The 16,304-nt window shown below is 51.9% G+C and carries 15 protein-coding genes; 7 read left to right on the plus strand and 8 right to left on the minus strand.

The window, feature by feature from the left end; translation table 11 throughout:
- Window positions 1-23 precede the first annotated feature (23 nt).
- Both MRY86_RS15175 and MRY86_RS15180 read right to left on the minus strand, forming a co-directional pair.
- Window positions 24-719, minus strand: coding sequence for a response regulator transcription factor (locus MRY86_RS15175; protein ID WP_293567238.1), 696 nt, complete (start codon window positions 717-719; stop codon window positions 24-26).
- Between the two features lie 15 nt (window positions 720-734).
- Window positions 735-2,093, minus strand: coding sequence for a HAMP domain-containing sensor histidine kinase (locus MRY86_RS15180; RefSeq protein ID WP_293567239.1), 1,359 nt, complete (start codon window positions 2,091-2,093; stop codon window positions 735-737).
- Between the two features lie 135 nt (window positions 2,094-2,228).
- Here MRY86_RS15180 and MRY86_RS15185 point away from each other — a divergent pair, with 135 nt between their 5' ends.
- The 3 genes from MRY86_RS15185 (at window position 2,229) to MRY86_RS15195 (ending at window position 4,801) form a co-directional block, all read left to right on the plus strand.
- Window positions 2,229-3,182: a DUF4271 domain-containing protein gene (locus tag MRY86_RS15185; protein ID WP_293567240.1), complete on the plus strand. Its 954-nt coding sequence runs from the start codon at window positions 2,229-2,231 to the stop codon at window positions 3,180-3,182.
- Window positions 3,183-3,264: 82 nt separating this feature from the next.
- Window positions 3,265-4,044, plus strand: a complete 780-nt coding sequence (locus MRY86_RS15190; RefSeq protein WP_282777309.1) for a uroporphyrinogen-III synthase — start codon at window positions 3,265-3,267, stop codon at window positions 4,042-4,044.
- Between the two features lie 112 nt (window positions 4,045-4,156).
- The gene (locus tag MRY86_RS15195; RefSeq protein ID WP_293567241.1) at window positions 4,157-4,801 is read left to right on the plus strand and encodes a CoA pyrophosphatase; all 645 of its coding nucleotides are present in this window, start codon (window positions 4,157-4,159) and stop codon (window positions 4,799-4,801) included.
- Window positions 4,802-4,829: 28 nt separating this feature from the next.
- Here MRY86_RS15195 and MRY86_RS15200 read toward each other — a convergent pair whose 3' ends face one another.
- The 5 genes from MRY86_RS15200 to MRY86_RS15220 form a co-directional block, all read right to left on the minus strand.
- Window positions 4,830-5,525: a cyclase family protein gene (locus MRY86_RS15200; RefSeq protein WP_293567242.1), complete on the minus strand. Its 696-nt coding sequence runs from the start codon at window positions 5,523-5,525 to the stop codon at window positions 4,830-4,832.
- 6 nt (window positions 5,526-5,531) lie between these two features.
- Entirely contained in the window at window positions 5,532-5,684 is a 153-nt protein-coding gene (locus MRY86_RS15205) for a hypothetical protein (RefSeq protein WP_293567243.1), read from the minus strand.
- 27 nt (window positions 5,685-5,711) lie between these two features.
- Window positions 5,712-6,815 (minus strand): M42 family metallopeptidase, encoded by a 1,104-nt coding sequence (locus MRY86_RS15210; RefSeq protein ID WP_293567244.1) that lies wholly within the window; start codon window positions 6,813-6,815, stop codon window positions 5,712-5,714.
- A 184-nt stretch (window positions 6,816-6,999) separates the two neighbouring features.
- Window positions 7,000-7,644: a thioredoxin family protein gene (locus MRY86_RS15215; RefSeq protein WP_293567245.1), complete on the minus strand. Its 645-nt coding sequence runs from the start codon at window positions 7,642-7,644 to the stop codon at window positions 7,000-7,002.
- Between the two features lie 91 nt (window positions 7,645-7,735).
- A complete protein-coding gene (locus MRY86_RS15220) occupies window positions 7,736-9,988 on the minus strand; it encodes a patatin-like phospholipase family protein (protein WP_293567246.1) in 2,253 nt (750 codons plus the stop codon).
- Window positions 9,989-10,134: 146 nt separating this feature from the next.
- On the opposite strand from MRY86_RS15220, the gene MRY86_RS15225 reads away from it, so the two are divergent.
- Both MRY86_RS15225 and porQ read left to right on the plus strand, forming a co-directional pair.
- The gene (locus MRY86_RS15225; protein WP_293567247.1) at window positions 10,135-10,740 is read left to right on the plus strand and encodes a hypothetical protein; all 606 of its coding nucleotides are present in this window, start codon (window positions 10,135-10,137) and stop codon (window positions 10,738-10,740) included.
- Window positions 10,741-10,766: 26 nt separating this feature from the next.
- Entirely contained in the window at window positions 10,767-11,837 is a 1,071-nt protein-coding gene (porQ, locus tag MRY86_RS15230; protein WP_293567248.1) for a type IX secretion system protein PorQ, read from the plus strand.
- A gap of 14 nt (window positions 11,838-11,851) precedes the next feature.
- Here porQ and MRY86_RS15235 read toward each other — a convergent pair whose 3' ends face one another.
- A complete protein-coding gene (locus MRY86_RS15235; protein ID WP_293571606.1) occupies window positions 11,852-13,267 on the minus strand; it encodes a hypothetical protein in 1,416 nt (471 codons plus the stop codon).
- Between the two features lie 217 nt (window positions 13,268-13,484).
- Here MRY86_RS15235 and thrS point away from each other — a divergent pair, with 217 nt between their 5' ends.
- Window positions 13,485-15,413: a threonine--tRNA ligase gene (gene thrS / locus MRY86_RS15240; protein WP_293569686.1), complete on the plus strand. Its 1,929-nt coding sequence runs from the start codon at window positions 13,485-13,487 to the stop codon at window positions 15,411-15,413.
- 356 nt (window positions 15,414-15,769) lie between these two features.
- Complete coding sequence (locus tag MRY86_RS15245; protein ID WP_293569688.1) at window positions 15,770-16,120, plus strand: T9SS type A sorting domain-containing protein; 351 nt, start codon at window positions 15,770-15,772, stop codon at window positions 16,118-16,120.
- The last annotated feature ends 184 nt before the right edge of the window (window positions 16,121-16,304 follow it).

A 16,304-nucleotide genomic window follows, 5' to 3' on the forward strand; every position in this document is an offset into this window, starting at 1 on the left:
TAGTGCATCCTTGCGATAACAGCCTACTCATTTTCTTCCTTCAACCGGAATCCAACCCCGTGAATATTCTCAATTTTGAGCTGCGTATCCTTACGCAGGTATTTGCGGAGGCGGGAAATAAACACATCAAGGCTGCGCCCCAGGAAGTAGTCATCTTCGCCCCAAAGTTTTTTCAGGATATCGGAGCGGCGGATCACCTGATTGCGTTGCTCCGCGAAAAGCCTGAGCAGGTCTGCCTCTTTTTGTGTAAGCTGCCGCGGCTCCCCATCCCCTTTGAGCAGAAGGTTTTGGTAATCGAACCGGAACTGCCCCAATGCATACTCCGAAGCGTTATCCGGTAGCTTTATCTGACTGCGCCTCAGAAAGATCTCAACTTTAAGCATAAGCTCTTCAATACTGAATGGCTTGGTAATATAATCATCAGCCCCCAGGCGCAGCCCTTTAAGCCGGTCTTCTTTCAGCGATTTGGCGGTCAGGAACAAAATCGGGGTGTGGGTGTCCTGCTCGCGGATGCGGCGGGCAATCGTAAAACCATCAATGTCCGGCAGCATCACATCCAAAATGTAGAGATCTATGTCAGGCGATTCGGCATCAATCAGGTGCAGGGCATCCTTCCCGGTCGCACAATGGGTGATCTGATAACCCTGAAGTTCCAGGTTGTCGCGGGTCACAAAGCTCAGGCTTTCGTCATCTTCAACGTATAAAAGGTGTGCTTTCATAAATGCAATTGGCTTTTAGGCATTGGTCAGCCGGGTGGCCGTTCTGCGAAGATACCTCGAAAAGAAAGTACGAAGTTGGTGCCACCAGCTTTGGAAGCCCGGTTGAAGAACTGGAATGTGCAAATAAACGCTAGTACCTTCGCCCGGGCTGCTCTCGATATTAAGCTGCCAACCCTGAGCGTCGCAGATGCTTTTTACATAGTACAATCCGAGCCCAAAACCTTTTACTTTGTGAACGTTACCGGTGGGCACGCGGTAAAATTTGCTGAAAATCCGGCTCATATGCTCTTTGGAAATCCCCACGCCTTTATCTTCTATCTTAATGGTAACCTGCTGATCTGAGGCATAGGCCGACAGGCGAATTTCCGGCCGTTCGCAGCAGTACTTGACCGCGTTGTCGAGCAGGTTGTGGAGGATGTTGGTAAAGTGGAGGCGGTCCGCCTCAATATGAGTATCCCCGAGCCGGATGTCGCTTTCCAGCGTGCCGCCCTGCTTTTCTGCCTGTACCGCCGTGCTGTTGACGATGGCACTTAGTGCTTCGGCAACGGGAAATTGTTCCTGCTTGAGCTCAAAATTCCCCTGCTCGATCCGGGCCAGTTGCAGCACTTTCTCTACCTGGCTGTTGAGGCGTTTGTTTTGTTCTTTGATGATGGTGGCATAGCGCAGCAGCCGCGGGTTGTTTTGCACTTCGGGCGCATTTTGGAAAACATCTGCCGAAATTTTTATAGTAGAAATGGGTGTCTTGAACTCATGCGTCATATTGTTGATGAAGTCCTTCTGCAGTTCAGACAGCCGCTTTTGCCGCAGCATGATAAACATGGAGTAGGCGAAAAAAATCAGGACGATGAGCAGAATGGCAGAGAAGAAAATGGAAAGCTGCATTTTGCCCAGCAGATAGCCGGACCGATTGGGGAATTTCACGCTGAAGTAATAGGTGAATTTATCGTCTTTTGGCAGGTCGCCAAGCTCGGTCAGGTCCGTTTGCTTGCCAGGATTGAAGCTGCAGTAATTGCCATACATCATCTCATTGGTCGTACAATCGTAAACGGCGTATTCGAAATCGACGTAAAGCGCCAGACGTTCAAACTCTTTCTGCAGAAAGTATTCCAGATGGTCGTCGTCGATTTCGCTATCGATATTGACCACATAGTAGTTGGTCGTGCGCTGATTGACGATGTTGCGGGGCGGCAGGTCGCCCCCGCTCAGGTCAGCCAGGCCGCAGGCTGTACGGTAAAGCGCAAGGCTTGCCTTTTTGCTAAAGTCTTCCTCATTAATATTCCAGGTATTGATCACCCAATAGGCTTGCATGCCAATGATGCCGGCAATGGCTATGGCACCCAAAAGGATAACCCGGAAGATCAGGCTGTTTTTCATTGATGGTCGCTAAAGTGAAATTCAGTACAAGTTACCAGTCCATTCGGGGATAAAAAAACGGTTAACAGCTCTTTAACAAACCCGGGCGGGTTCAGTTCTGTCTAACAAATCAGGCAGAATGTCCGGTAAAAAGCTATGGATTATTCCAGTCAGTGCGCTACCTTTGTAAGGACTGTGAAAAAGCTGGCCCACATATCAACCCGTTTCCTGCTCGTTAGCCTGCTGTCAGTGCTGATCGCGTCAGGCGTTTGGGCGCAAGCCAACCCCTTTGACCTCACGCCCAGGCTCTCTGCCACGGAGGGTGCCGATACCCTGGGCAGTACCACACCGGTAACGGGCAACCCCTTCGATATAGTGCCATCCAGCCCCGAAGCACAGCCCAGTGACCGGGTATTGCCTCCCCCTGATGCCGGGTTTTCCTCCAAGCCGGTTGTGACGATTGACAGCCGCTTCAACCGGGTTGTCTTTATTACGACCGTTGGAAGCCTGCTGTTGCTCACGGTATTGATCACGCTTTTCAGAGCGCAGCTGGGCCGGGCCTACCGGGCATTTCTAAATGATAATTTGCTCAACCAGCTACAGCGGGAAAGGGAAGGGGGCGGCGGTCTGCCGTATTACCTGTTTTACGGGCTTTACATGCTGTCTGCAGGCTTTTTCGTTTTTCTTCTGACGGAGTATTTCGAAATCCCGGTTGCGGAGACGCCCTGGATCAGCCTGTTGATGTGCGTGCTGGGCATTATTGTGTTTTGGATCGGCAAACACCTGCTGCTGACCTACATTCGTTTGGTTTTCCCTGTGGAAAAGGAAATCCGGGTCTATAACATGACGATTGTGGTCTTCAATCTGATCCTCGGCATCGCCCTCATCATTGGCAACGGGCTCTTTGCCTACGGGCCCGATAGCCTTAAAACACCTATGCTTTATCTGATTTTCGCAGTCATTGCCGGCGTTTATTTATTCATGTTTCTGCGCAGCCTGTTTTCTGCCGGCCGCTTTCTCTCCTTTCATAAGTTTCACTTTTTGTTGTATATTTGCACCGTTGAAATCGCTCCTGTCCTGATCTTGGTAAAAGGATTAACAACTTCCTAATTTAAAAACCTCGTTCAGGAACTGTGCTACAGCTTGCTTTAGATCAAACGCACAGTGGGCAAAACCCAAAAATTGTTGTTGCATGGCAGCAAATGGCAAAGTACAAGAAGAGACTTACAAGCCGGTAAAAACCATCCTGATATCCCAGCCAAAGCCGGAGCGATCTCCCTACTACGATTTAGAACAAAAATACGGCCTGACCATCGACTGGCGGCCGTTCATTCATGTAGAGGGCGTCTCGGCTAAGGAATTCCGCAAAGCCAAAATCAAGCCTGATGAGTATACTGCAGTGATCCTGACCAGCAAAAATGCGATTGATCACTATTTTCGCATTTGCGAAGAGATGCGGATCAAGGTCTCACAGGATATGAAGTACTTCTGCCTGTCTGAGGCTATAGCGAATTACCTGCAGAAGTTTATCGTTTACCGCAAACGCAAAGTTTTTGTGGGCAAGCGGACCATTCAGGACCTGGCACCTGCCCTGAAAAAGCATAAAAAAGAAAAGTTCCTGCTGCCTTGCTCCAATTTGGGGGCCAAGCAGGTGAGCTCTTATTTGAAGGAAAACAGCTTTGACTGGCAGGATGCTATGATGTACCAAACGGTCAGCAGCGATTTGTCTGACCTCAGCGATGTGACCTACGATGTCCTCGTGTTCTTTAGCCCGCTTGGCATCAAATCACTTTACGAAAACTTCCCGGACTTCAAACAGAACGATACCCGCATGGCAGTCTTTGGCAATTCCACCAGCAAAGAGGTGGAAAAGCAGGGCCTGACCATCAATATCAAAGTACCTGCACCGGGCATTACCTCCATGGCCACCGCTTTGGAGAAATACCTGGAAATTTCCAATAAAGACCTTTAACCACAAAGGTCGCGCTTGATCGGGAAAGACCCTGAACAGCCCCAGAGCACAACCTGTGTTTTGGGGCTGTGCTGTTGTGCAACTATTCAATGCCCTTCAGAGTTAAATGGATATGCAGCATTCATTTATTCAGGCTATCGCAGACCAGCTCAGGCATCCATTGCCCGGGCAAGAGGCGCAATTCCGTATGGCGCATGTTGTACGGCAGCAGGCGGTGACGCCCCCTCCAGGGGCTCGTCAGGCCGGTGTTATGGCTTTGTTTTATCCTCATCAGTCCGATTGGCACCTCGTTTTTATCGAACGGCAGCCCCACCATGGGCACGACCGGCATGCCGGGCAGATCAGCTTTCCGGGTGGGAAGTTTGAAGACTCGGATGCCTCTTTGCAGGAAACAGCGCTGCGGGAAACTGAGGAAGAGGTAGGCGTTCCCGTTGATACAATTGAAGTCTTGGGCAAACTGACAGAGCTGTATATCCCGGTAAGCAATTTTCAGGTACACCCCTATGTGGGCTTCACGGATAGCCGCCCGGCATTTGTGCCGGATGTAGAGGAGGTACGCACCATTCTGGAAGTCCCGTTCAGCCACCTGTCCAATCCTGCCACCCAACGCAAAACAAATTTGCAACTGGCCGCCAACATCACGCTCAAGGGCGTGCCATACTTTGATGTGGAGGGTAAAATCCTGTGGGGCGCTACGGCTATGATGGTCAGTGAGTTGCTGGCGGTGGCTGAGCGGACGGGGCTGGTATCGTCCTGATCGCTTGCGCCACTTTTGGCAAGAGTCGTTATTCTTCAAAAACGGCGATGGCCCGGACCGGTGAGCCCGTTCCGCCCCTAATTTTGAGCGGTAAACCGATAAATCGGAAGCGCCCGCGATTCAGGAGCAGATGAAGGTTGACGAGGTTTTCGTAATGCGTAAAGTTCAATTCGCCACAGATATCATGAACAGCCCGGTTAGAAACCCCGGAAACACCGGGTGCCATGGTTTCCACTCCAAAAGCAGCAATACCCTGCTCGCCAAGCCATCTGGCACTTTGGGCACTAAGCCCGGGGCCCTTACCCCACGCTGGCGTCCCAAATGCACGCCGGTAATGATCGGTATGAAAAAGAAGGGTGTCCCCTTTTTTGATTTCCTGCCCGCAGGAGGTACAGGCTGCTGCTATTTCGTCGGGTTCAATAAGTGCCTGAAGCCCTTTGTGGGAAAAGTCCAGGCAAAAACCAGACGTGTAGAAGGTGGAAAGCGGCATGGTCTCAATAGATTGGTCGGCGTAGGCCTTGCCCATGTGGCTGATGGCATCTACGTGGGTGCCGGTATGCTCCCCCATATCCAATCGGTTGACCGCTGGCGTTTGCGTCTTGGGGTCTTTTTCCCCTGCCCATTCCTCATGGGTGGCGTAGGGCTCGACTTGCACAGGTGGTAACCTCCTGTACACCGGCATACCCGAATAAATTTCCTGGCTGAGGTCAATGATTTCCTGCATGGATTGCTAATTTGACAACACCCGATAAATCATCAGGCCCAATAGCAGTAGAATGAGGATAACGAAGAACCCGGAAGCGGCATCATCGAATAGCCGTTCCACCGTGTCCATATACTTGGACCCAAAGTAAACGCCCGCCCCGAGGATGACGGTCCCCATAAAGATTTGCTTTGCTCTCATAGCGGATTAAAGAAAGTCATAGCTGTCGCCCGCTGCCGGCTTGGAGCGGTTGCCATTCACATTTTCGAAGCTCCAGTCGTATTGATGGAGCTCGCTCAGGCAGTGGGTCAGCAGGTCGATGCAGTGCTTAATATCAGCCTTATTGGCCATTTCGATGGTTTGGTGCATATTGCGAAGCGGAATGGAAATGGCGCCAGCTATCGCTCCTTTTTTGCCGTAGCGCTGAATGCCGGCTGTATCGGTACCTCCTGCAGGCAGCACTTCCGGTTGCCAGGGGATGTTGTGCGCATCAGCTGTTTTTTTCATGTAATTGACCATGCGGTAGTCACAGATTGTCATGCCATCCAAAATCTTAATAGCGGCCCCTTTGCCAAGACTTGTGACGTACTCGTGCGCTTGTGCACCGGGCACATCAAAGGCAATGGTCACGTCAAGCCCGAAACCAAAATCCGGGTCAATTAGGTGGGCAGAAGAGATGGCGCCGCGCAGCCCGACTTCTTCCTGTACGGTGAATACGCCATAAATATCATAAGGTACGGATTGGTCTTTCAGCGCCCGCAGGGTTTCCAACAGGATAAACACAGATACCCGGTTGTCCATGGATTTACTGTTGACACAATTGCCCATCTCAATAAGCTCCCGCTCCCGGGTAATGGAGTCGCCTACCGCAACGTACTTCACCACTTCGTCCCGGGGCATGCCCAGGTCAATGTAGTACTCGCTGATGGGAAGCTGTTTGTTGCGCTCCTCCGGTTTCATCAGGTGGATGGGCTTGCTGCCCATGACGCCGATGAAGTCTTTGCGGCCATGCACGATGACCCGCTGAGAGGTCAGTGTTTTCGGGTCAAAACCGCCTAGAGTATGGAAACGGATGAAGCCATCCTCGTCGATGTGCGTAACGATGAACCCAATCTCGTCCATATGAGCAGCTACCATAACCTTCTTGTCTTGCTGCCCTTTTTTGATGGCGATTACATTGCCCATGGCATCTACTTCTACCTTATCTGCGAGTGGGGTGACTTCAGCAAGGATGAACTCCCGGATACGCTGTTCGTACCCTGGTGCGCCAGGCGTTTCACATGTTTTCTTGAGCAGCTCAACGTTGATCATATAAGCAGTTTTAAAGTCGTTTGATTGGAATACGCTGCGAAAATACAGGACTGCTGAAGGATTTCCGACAGAATGTCTGAAAAAATGCCCCTGTAGCCTAATAAATAAAAGGACCGTGCAATTCCTTAATCCTGATTAAACAGCACTGAACTGCACGGGCCTTGGTTCATTTTGGTACCATCGGCTAATGTGCCGGTACTTCCTGACTTTGGGCTACTGCCTGCAAAATCTCGGCTTGTATACTCCTGGTTTTATCCTTTGCATACCACTTTTGCACTGCAATAGCAGTTTGTTGCTGCATGCCCTTCTTCACTTCAGTATCTGAAACTTCCTGCATAGCGGCCTTGTTCGTCATCACCATTTGCTGCACGGCTGCCGGGCGAGGGCCCCAGGTATTCAGTACAGTCCGGTCTTCGGCGGTTATGAAAATAATTTTGGGAATAGAGCGGCCACCGTTGGTCAGGAATGCATCCATGATTTCCGGGTGCTCGTCGCGCAGAATAAGCCCCAGAGAGAGATTGGAGCAGACTTCTGTCATTTTTTGCAGCACCGGAATAACCTGAGCAGCATCTCCGCACCAAGCTTCGGTCAAGACGAGCATCGTCATGGGCGTTTCCAGTTGTTCCAGTGCTTCAAGCGACTCAGGAGTTAGCTTTGTTGTTTTATCGAGGCGGTTCATGCGGGTACGATTGAGGTCTGTATAGTTCAGCATCGCCTCGCTGTGGTTAGATCCAGTGGTTTTACCATCGGCACGCAATTCTTCAATAAGCTGGCGGTATTCGTTGTAGTGCATTGCTTGCTCCAGGGTGGAGGCAGGTATCGTCTTCATTTTATCCGGTTAACTTTTCGAATTCAAGGAGTCTGGCCTGTAGCTTCAGCCGCTCCGTTTCAAAGATATAATATAGGGAAGAGCTTAACCCCTACTTTTGTTTTGCAGGAGGGCAGAGGAGTTGCTGTAATTGTTCCAGGCTCGACAAATTGGACGGATGGTTCATGGCACGCATCACATCGGCTTTTTCCCGCTGCGTGATGTGGAAGGAAATCGAGGCTTCCAGTTTGTTATCCTCTGAAGGCCGGTAAAAGAACGGGATTTGCACAAAGCGCTCTTCGCCCAGCAGGTCATACATAAACCCTAAGCTGTTGTCGTGCTCAAACTCCTGCACCACGAGCACTTTACCGGCAATACCGAGCGGATTGAACATGGATTCAACAATACCCTGCCCACCGCTTGGCGTGATTTCTTCCACCTTGTCCGAACTGCTGATTTGCAACAGCATCACACCGCTTGTGTTTTCAAGTATCCACTCCCGGAAAACCTGAATGAACCGGGTGGCAGAAACGATACCGTAGTTGTCCAGAAACCCTGCATCCATCACCTCAATGCCGGGGCGGCTGGGCAAGTATACATTGGGCAGCACGTAGGGGTAGGTCGCATTCATGCGCACCGCCGAGAGCATACGCAGATTTCCGGCATCCTGTTCCTGAAACATCCACCGAAAGTCTACTGCGTCCACTTCCACCGCTTTGGGATAGCGCTGCCCCACCGGCGCTTTCATCATGTAGGAAACACCCTGTGGGGAAATGATCAACCGGCGGGCATCATTGACGATGGAGGGGGTCAGGTAAAGCATAGGGATCGTGGCCGATGCTTCCGGCTCCCGGTATTCCTCCAGGCGCCGGTCAAGTATGCCGTTCGTGTTTTCATTGAGCTGCTGCTCAAAGACATAGCCCCGGTCTTTATAGTAGGTGTAGCCGTTCATCTCAAAGGGCGCCCAGGGGATAAAGAGGTCATTGGAAACGATGGTGAAAGCGATGGAGTTAACGAGGTCTTTGGCGATATCATCAATATACTGCGGATCGTGTACATCCACGCATTCTCCCTGCTGCTGTTGCAAATACAGCTCTCTAAGGTACGTCATGCCCATCATGCCGCCGGATGCTCCGGTAATGAGCACCGTGTGTTCCAGCAGTTGCCCATTGAGCAGGCTGTCTGCCGTACGGACGACCTGCATACTCCAGGTGGCTGATTTCAGCCCGCCCCCGCTTGAGCAAAGGATGACCATCCAGGGCTTTTCCTCCCTTGTCTTGGCTTTCCACTTTTCAAGAATGGCTGTCGTTGCGGCTTTATCATCTTCAATGCGGGTGCTGCTACAGGCTTCCTGCAGGCGGTTTAGAGAATATTCGGCAGGGGCGGCCTCGTAATTGAGGCCGTAGGCTTTATTGGTGTAGTTGAAGTTGTCATTGCGGGTCAGAATATTCAAGCCGAGCAAAAGCGCAATAATAACCGTCACACTCCACTCTCCAAACCAGTAGATGACCGCGCCGATGAGGGCCGTTAGCACACTGGCCAGAATGAACAGGCTGGCTCCGGCCGGAATACGGAAGGGCGGATAATCTACCAGATAGCCGAGCACCAGCAGCACCAACATGCTGATGAGCTGAAGGATGAGCGCATTGAGGTGGTTCTGCTTGAAAATGCTCATCAGCATCTTGGTATCGTAGTGCGCCACACTCCGGACCAGGCGGGGCTCCAGCGATTCCGACAGATAGGTGTCCACCCGCCATCTTGTACTATCCAGTTTGATATACTCGAGGTCCACCTGCCGGCGGCCGGGCGTGTAGGCCCGAGTGAGGTGGGGCGGCCGCTCGGGCCGGCTTTCGTAGTACGATATATCGCGGTTGGTGAATTGGAAATAAATGGAGTACAGGATAATCAGCAGGAACATCCCGCTGAGAAAACCTACGGCATTCAAAGTGACTTCCCGGAAGACAAGACCTTCGTAGTAGCGCTGGAAGTAGACCATGATGCCCAGGTAGACGACCAGAAAAGACAGCGGCAGCAGCAGGTTGTTGATCACAAACTTGGTGAAAGGCCGGGCAAGTGACGCGAGAAATGGAAAATAGTGAGCGCTTAGGAGGTAAATGGCCAGGTTCCAGCTCATAAAAAAGCTGCCAAACCCGATACCCACGAAAAAAAAACTCCAAAAGTTAACGGCACCGAGGTATTCCGGGTCCAGAAAGAGGTACTGAAAGCCGAGCTTGCTGGCCAGCGCACCGGAAACGAGCAGAAAGAAAACCACCCACATCGCGAGCAGCAGGTGGTTGCTGCGGATGTGCAACACCAGGAGCTGTATTGGAAAAGAATGGTAAATGTTGCGCAGTTTTTGCATCATGGGATTTCCAAAATACGGAATTCCCTGTTCTGATGCCAATGTTTATATGCAGACCGCAGTCAAAAGTGTTATTTTTCGGCCGGCGAAAATGAAGCCTGCGATTTTGCGTTTGTTTGGAGGGTGAATACATAAAAACAGAGACACCTATGAAGCACATTTGGATAGCCACCGCTGCTGTACTCCTCCTTGCCACAGGTTGCAAGTCGAAGATTGAGCAAGTCGAAAATGTGGATAGCTATGGCTACACCGAGCGCTATCAGCGCAGTAAGGAGGACTTTGCCAAACAGGGCCTCTACCAAAAATTTGATGAACAAGGCCGCCTGATGGAGGAAGCGACCTACGAAAATGATACCCTCAACGGGCTTCGGGTACTTTACTTCGAAACGGGGGATACCCAAATTGTCGAAACCTACCGGCAGGGCATTTTTGATGGCCCTTACCGGTCTTACTACGGCTCCGGGCAGCTCAACCTTTCCGGGCAGTATGAGGCCAATGAAATGATGGGCGACTGGGACCGCTACTACGAAAACGGGCAGCTCATGGAGCGGGTCCGCTTCGAAGACAATGCCGAGAACGGCCCTTTCATAGAGTACCATGAAAATGGCAATCTGAAAGCAGAAGGCGCTTACCTCAATGGCGACAATGAGCACGGGCTGCTCAAGCTGTACGATGAGCAAGGCGAGCTCAAACGTAAAATGAACTGCGAACAAGGCATCTGCCGCACGATCTGGAAACGAGAAGGAGAAGAATAAACAGACTTTGGAGATAAACCAATAGCATGCAACTTAGATTTCTACCTAACGCCCTTACGGCTCTGGCTTTTCTGTTCCTTGCGCAACATGTGCACGGGCAGTTAGGCGGGCTGCACACTTACGAGTTTCTCAACTTATCGCCTTCCGCCCGGCTCACTGCCCTGGGCGGCAACCTGATCACGGTGCGCGATGACGATGTGAACCTGGCCCTGGGCAACCCGGCCGCGCTCAATCCCGATATGCATCAGCAGATTGCGGTCAACCATAGTTTTCATGTGGCGGGCATTAGCCATGGGTATGCGGCTTTCGGGCATCATTTCGATTCCCTGGGGCTGACTTCCCACCTGGGCGTGCAGTACATTAGCTACGGCACTTTCGATGAGACCAACGACCGGGGCGAAGTGCTGGGCACCTTTGATGCCGCTGAGTATGCCATCAACTTTGGCGTGGGCAAACAAGTCTACGACCGCCTGGCGATCGGGGCCAACCTGAAAGTCATCACCTCCCAAATGGCAGGCTACTCTTCCTTCGGGCTGGGGGCAGATGCGGCGGCTACCTATATTGATACCGCCCGCAATCTGACCGCCACCCTGGTTTTCCGCAATATGGGCCGGCAAGTTACCTACTACACCGAAGACAACCTGGAGCCCCTGCCCTTTGAGATGCAGTTTGGGATTTCCAAGCGGTTGAAGTACCTGCCCTTCCGCTTTTCGGTGATTTACCGGTTCCTCGACCGCTGGAATATCCGCTACGATGACCCGAATGCAGAGCCGTCACTCTTATTTTTTGGGGAAGAACAAACGGAAGAAAGCCCGTCGAGCATCTGGTTTGACAACTTTTTCCGCCACTTGGTCTTTAATGGGGAGTTTTTGCTGGGCGCTCGGGAAAATTTCCGCTTGCGTTTTGGGTACAACCACTTCATGCGGCGGGAGCTCGGGCTGGATAACTTCGGTAGCCTGGCCGGCTTTAGCTTCGGGGTGGGCGTTAAAATCAGCCGCTTCCGCATTGACTATGGGCATCAGAGCTTCCACCTGGGGGGCGGGCTCAATCACATCAGCATTGCTACCAACTTGCAGGAGTTCAAGAAGAAAGGCTAGTGCAAAACAGTCCACTAGTCTTCGTATTTGAAGCGCTGCCCTTCATCCAAAATACCCCACATGACCAGCAATTCGCCGGACAGGCGGGTGTCCTGACCGGGAATCGCGGGCCAGGTCAGTATCCGGCAGTCCGGGCTTATTGCAATGGTATCTTCTTCTGATTTCGACATCGCCCTTAGGGTGCGCTCCTGGCAAGACAGGTGCCCGACTTCCGTTAGATCAGCGATGGTGAAAAGGAGCAGCAGTCCCAGCGCAGGAAGGATGTGGGCTGCTTTGACCCGGGCGGATTTAAAAAGCAGCAGGCTACTCCTCCCCCACAGGTAAAAAAGGATCAGCAATACCGGCTGCAGCGTATCCCGGCGAACGACATCCGGCCGGTAGTCCCGGTAGCCGCCCAGTGGGATCAGCAAAAGATAGAGAAGGATAACCACCAGGAGGAAACGGACTTCCTGCTTCGCCCAAGGCCTGCGGGCCTCCACCTGCAGCCAGCGCAATAGCCCAAATTGTAGTAGTATACCCAAGATAAGGATGGACAGCCCCGGTTTATTGGTCAGCATTTTCCACAGGCCCGCCGGCAGTTTTTGGTAGCGGCCCCATAGCCCAAAGCTGTCCTGCTGTTCGGTACTAAGGGTGCCGAGATAAAGGCTGTATGCCCCTAAGACTCCAATAAGGGCAATGGCTATCCAGTGATGGAGCGGCAGTTTGGCACGCATACTTACCACACTTGTCTCGTGGTTGTGCCTCGCGATTTGGCGAAAGCCGTAACCCGCACTGGTGAGCAACCCGACCGCAATGACCCCCGGAATTAAAGGGCCGGTAAAAGGCAGGATCAGCGTCAGGGCATACAAACTGAGCGTTTCCAAAGATGGTGCTGCTCCACCCCTGTCGTAAGCCCGCCAGACCAAAGCCAACCAGCTCAATAGTAAAACGGATGGCCAGGCGTAGAAAAAGGTGTAAGTGGGCGAAGGTTCAATGATGCCCATCACAGGATTGTAGTACCCGGCAGACTGAAAGAGCGGAGCCATCAGCACAGCGGCAAGCAAAAAAGAGGGCAACCCTTTGCCACGGGAAGCAAAACCCGCCAGCAACAGCAGCAAAAAAAGATGCGCCGCGCTTTTGGCTATAGCCGAGCTCAGCGTAATGCTGTTCACCTTGTCCACAAACCTGTTCAGCGTAGCCGGTGCCCACCGGAAATAGTGGTACATCGCCCAGTGTACGAAGAAACGGTTGGGGGAGGCGTAAGTAGCCTCACCGGTTGCGGCAGCCCAACCAAAGGGGGCCGACAGCACAGGCTCGTAGTGTGGGGCAGGCCGGACAATACTCGGCATATCGCCATCGAGCGGCTCCATTTGATGCTGCCGGAAGGTGTAGGCCGTATCGGCCAGCAGTAAGAATACCAGGATAATCCGGAGCCCATCTTTTTTGCGCATGCTGATTTTTTTAAAAGGGCTTCTCGAAAAAGAAAATGCACAACGGGTTTTGCCCACTGCTCAAGGTGAAAATAGGTAAAAATCCAGCACTGTAAAATTTAGGCGCTCTCCCAAAATCCCTTAATTTTGCGCACTTTAAAACGCACTTTTCCGCACTGCCGGAAACTAATTTTACTGCCCAATCGTAAGGAGCAGTAACAAAATCATTAAAATCACCATGATTAACATCACTTTCCCGGACGGTAATGTCCGACAGTACGAAGCTGGCGTAACCGGGCTCGACATCGCAAAGTCGATCAGCCACGGCCTGGCCAAAAAAGTCCTTTCTGCAAAAGTAAACGGTGAGGTGTGGGACGCCACCCGCCCGATCACCGAAGACGCTACGGTGCAGTTGCTGACGTGGGACGACAAGGACGGGAAAGCGACCTTCTGGCACTCTTCTGCCCACCTGATGGCCGAAGCCCTGGAGGCCATTTATCCGGGTGTGAAATTCGGTACCGGGCCCTCTACAGACGGTGGGTTTTACTACGACGTAGACCCCGGTGAGCATACCATTTCCAGTGATGACTTTCCCAAGATTGAGCAGAAAATGCTGGAGCTGGCCCGCCAGAAAAACGAGTACGTCCGCAAGCCGATTTCCATTGAGGATGCCGTTGCGTTCTACCAGGAAAAAGGAGACGAATACAAGCTGGAGCTGCTGGAGAAGCGCAAAGAAGAAGGCGCAGAAATCACTTTGTATGAGCAGGGCAACTTTACCGACCTCTGCCGTGGCCCTCACGTGCCCGATACCGGCTACATCAAAGCCATCAAAATCACCAAAGTGGCGGGCGCTTACTGGCAGGGTGATGAGAACCGGCAGCAGATGACCCGCGTATACGGCATCACTTTCCCTAAACAGAAAGAGCTGACCGAATACGAAAAGATGATTGAGGAAGCCAAGCAGCGTGACCATCGCAAGCTGGGGTCGGAGCTCGAGCTCTTTATGTTTTCTGACCGGGTGGGGCAGGGCCTGCCGATGTGGCTGCCCAAAGGCAATCAGCTGCGCGACCGCCTGATGAACTTTCTGCGGGTGGAGCAGGAGAAACGGGGGTACCAACTTGTGACGACGCCGCATATTGGCAAAAAGGACCTCTACGTGACTTCCGGTCACTGGGAAAAGTACGGGGAAGATAGCTTCCACCCGATCACGACGCCTAAGGAAGGCGAAGAGTTCCTGCTGAAGCCGATGAACTGCCCGCATCACTGTGAGATTTTTGGGCACCGCCCGCACTCTTACCGGGACCTGCCACTGCGTATCGCAGAGTTTGGCACCGTGTACCGCTACGAGCAGAGCGGGGAGCTGCACGGCCTTTCGCGCGTACGTGGGTTTACGCAGGATGATGCCCACATTTTCTGCACTACAGAGCAGCTGAAGGACGAGTTCCTGAATGTGCTGGACCTGACCAAGACGGTATTGTCAAAGATGGGCTTTGAGGACTTCACGGCGCAAATATCCTTACGGGACCCCAATAAGCCTGAAAAATACATCGGTTCAGATGAAAACTGGAACAATGCCGAGCGGGCGATCATTGAGGCCACTGCGGAGGCAGGCATGAAGACCACAACCGAGCTGGGCGAAGCAGCATTCTATGGGCCTAAGCTCGACTTCATGGTCAAAGATGCGCTGGGCCGTTCCTGGCAGCTGGGCACCATTCAGGTGGACTACAACCTGCCCGAACGCTTCGAGCTGGAGTACATCGGCTCCGACAATCAGGCACACCGGCCGGTAATGATCCACCGGGCGCCTTTTGGTTCTATGGAGCGCTTCATCAGTATCCTCATTGAGCATACCGGCGGCAAGTTCCCGCTGTGGCTCGCGCCGGAGCAGTACACTATCCTGCCCATTAGCGACCGCTTCAATGACTACGCAGCTGAGATTGAGCAGGAACTGGCGAAGTATGATATCCGCGGCACTGTAGATGACCGCAGTGAGAAGGTGGGACGTAAAATCCGCGACGCCGAGGTGAAGAAAGTGCCCTTCATGCTCATCGTAGGTGAGAAGGAGGCAGATGCGGGTGCTGTGTCTGTGCGGAAGCAGGGCGATGGCGATGTCGGCTCCATGTCTGTAGCTGAGTTTGCAAAGTACTTCCAGGAGCACCTGGATTAGTGGATTGAGCCGTAAATTTTTGACAATTAAAGGCCATGCGCCAGAGAAGGCGTAAGCTTGGAAATACTATCAAATAATTCGGTCTAGCCGCACTAGTGAAATAGGATCGTTCCTCCCCGGCTGAAGCACTGTCTTCAGCCGGGCTGGGCGGCCAGAAATGCCGGAAGTGCGGCAAAAGCTTTAAAATTACCTTAATCCCGGGCGGCCTGCTGAACTTGCAGGCGCTGATTTGGGTTTATTGTGTGAAGCTTGAACAAATTAAGCGATTTTAACATATCGCTTGAATTTTAATGAATTTTCGCTTATTTTTATCAAAACTGACTTTTATCCCGACGCACGTTTAGAAATCCCACGATATGAAGCATACTTTACCCCTGCTGTTTTTACTGTTAGCCACCTTTAGCCTCTCTGCCTCGACCGGTCTGGAAAGTAATATTAAGCCATTTCCTCCCTACACAGAAGTTACTACCCCTGTAGATTTAAAAGTCTATCCTAACCCAGCGGTAGATTACATCAGCCTTACCGACGCGCAAGGCGTTACAGAGATCACGGTTTTTAATCTTGTTGGACGTGCGATGAAGCGGTTTCAACTCGATTACGCAAAGCAGCAGTTTTACGTTGGAGATTTGCCAAAAGGCATGTACCTCGTGCAGATCAAAGGCTCAAATGATAACGTACTGACCACGCAGCGGCTCCATAAGCAGTAAAGCTTAAATCCTGCCGCCGCATTCCAAAGCATAGCCGTGATAAATACGCAGCTGTGCTTTGTTATACTGACGATTAAGTGGTTTGCTATAGCAAACCTACTCAATGTCAGATGCTATGTTTAGCATCTGAGCAAGTTCTTTGAAAATTTCATAGATTAGCACTACCAAAGGAGGTTATGCTTTC

Source organism: Phaeodactylibacter sp. (genome assembly GCF_022763345.1).
Lineage (GTDB): Bacteria > Bacteroidota > Bacteroidia > Chitinophagales > Saprospiraceae > Phaeodactylibacter.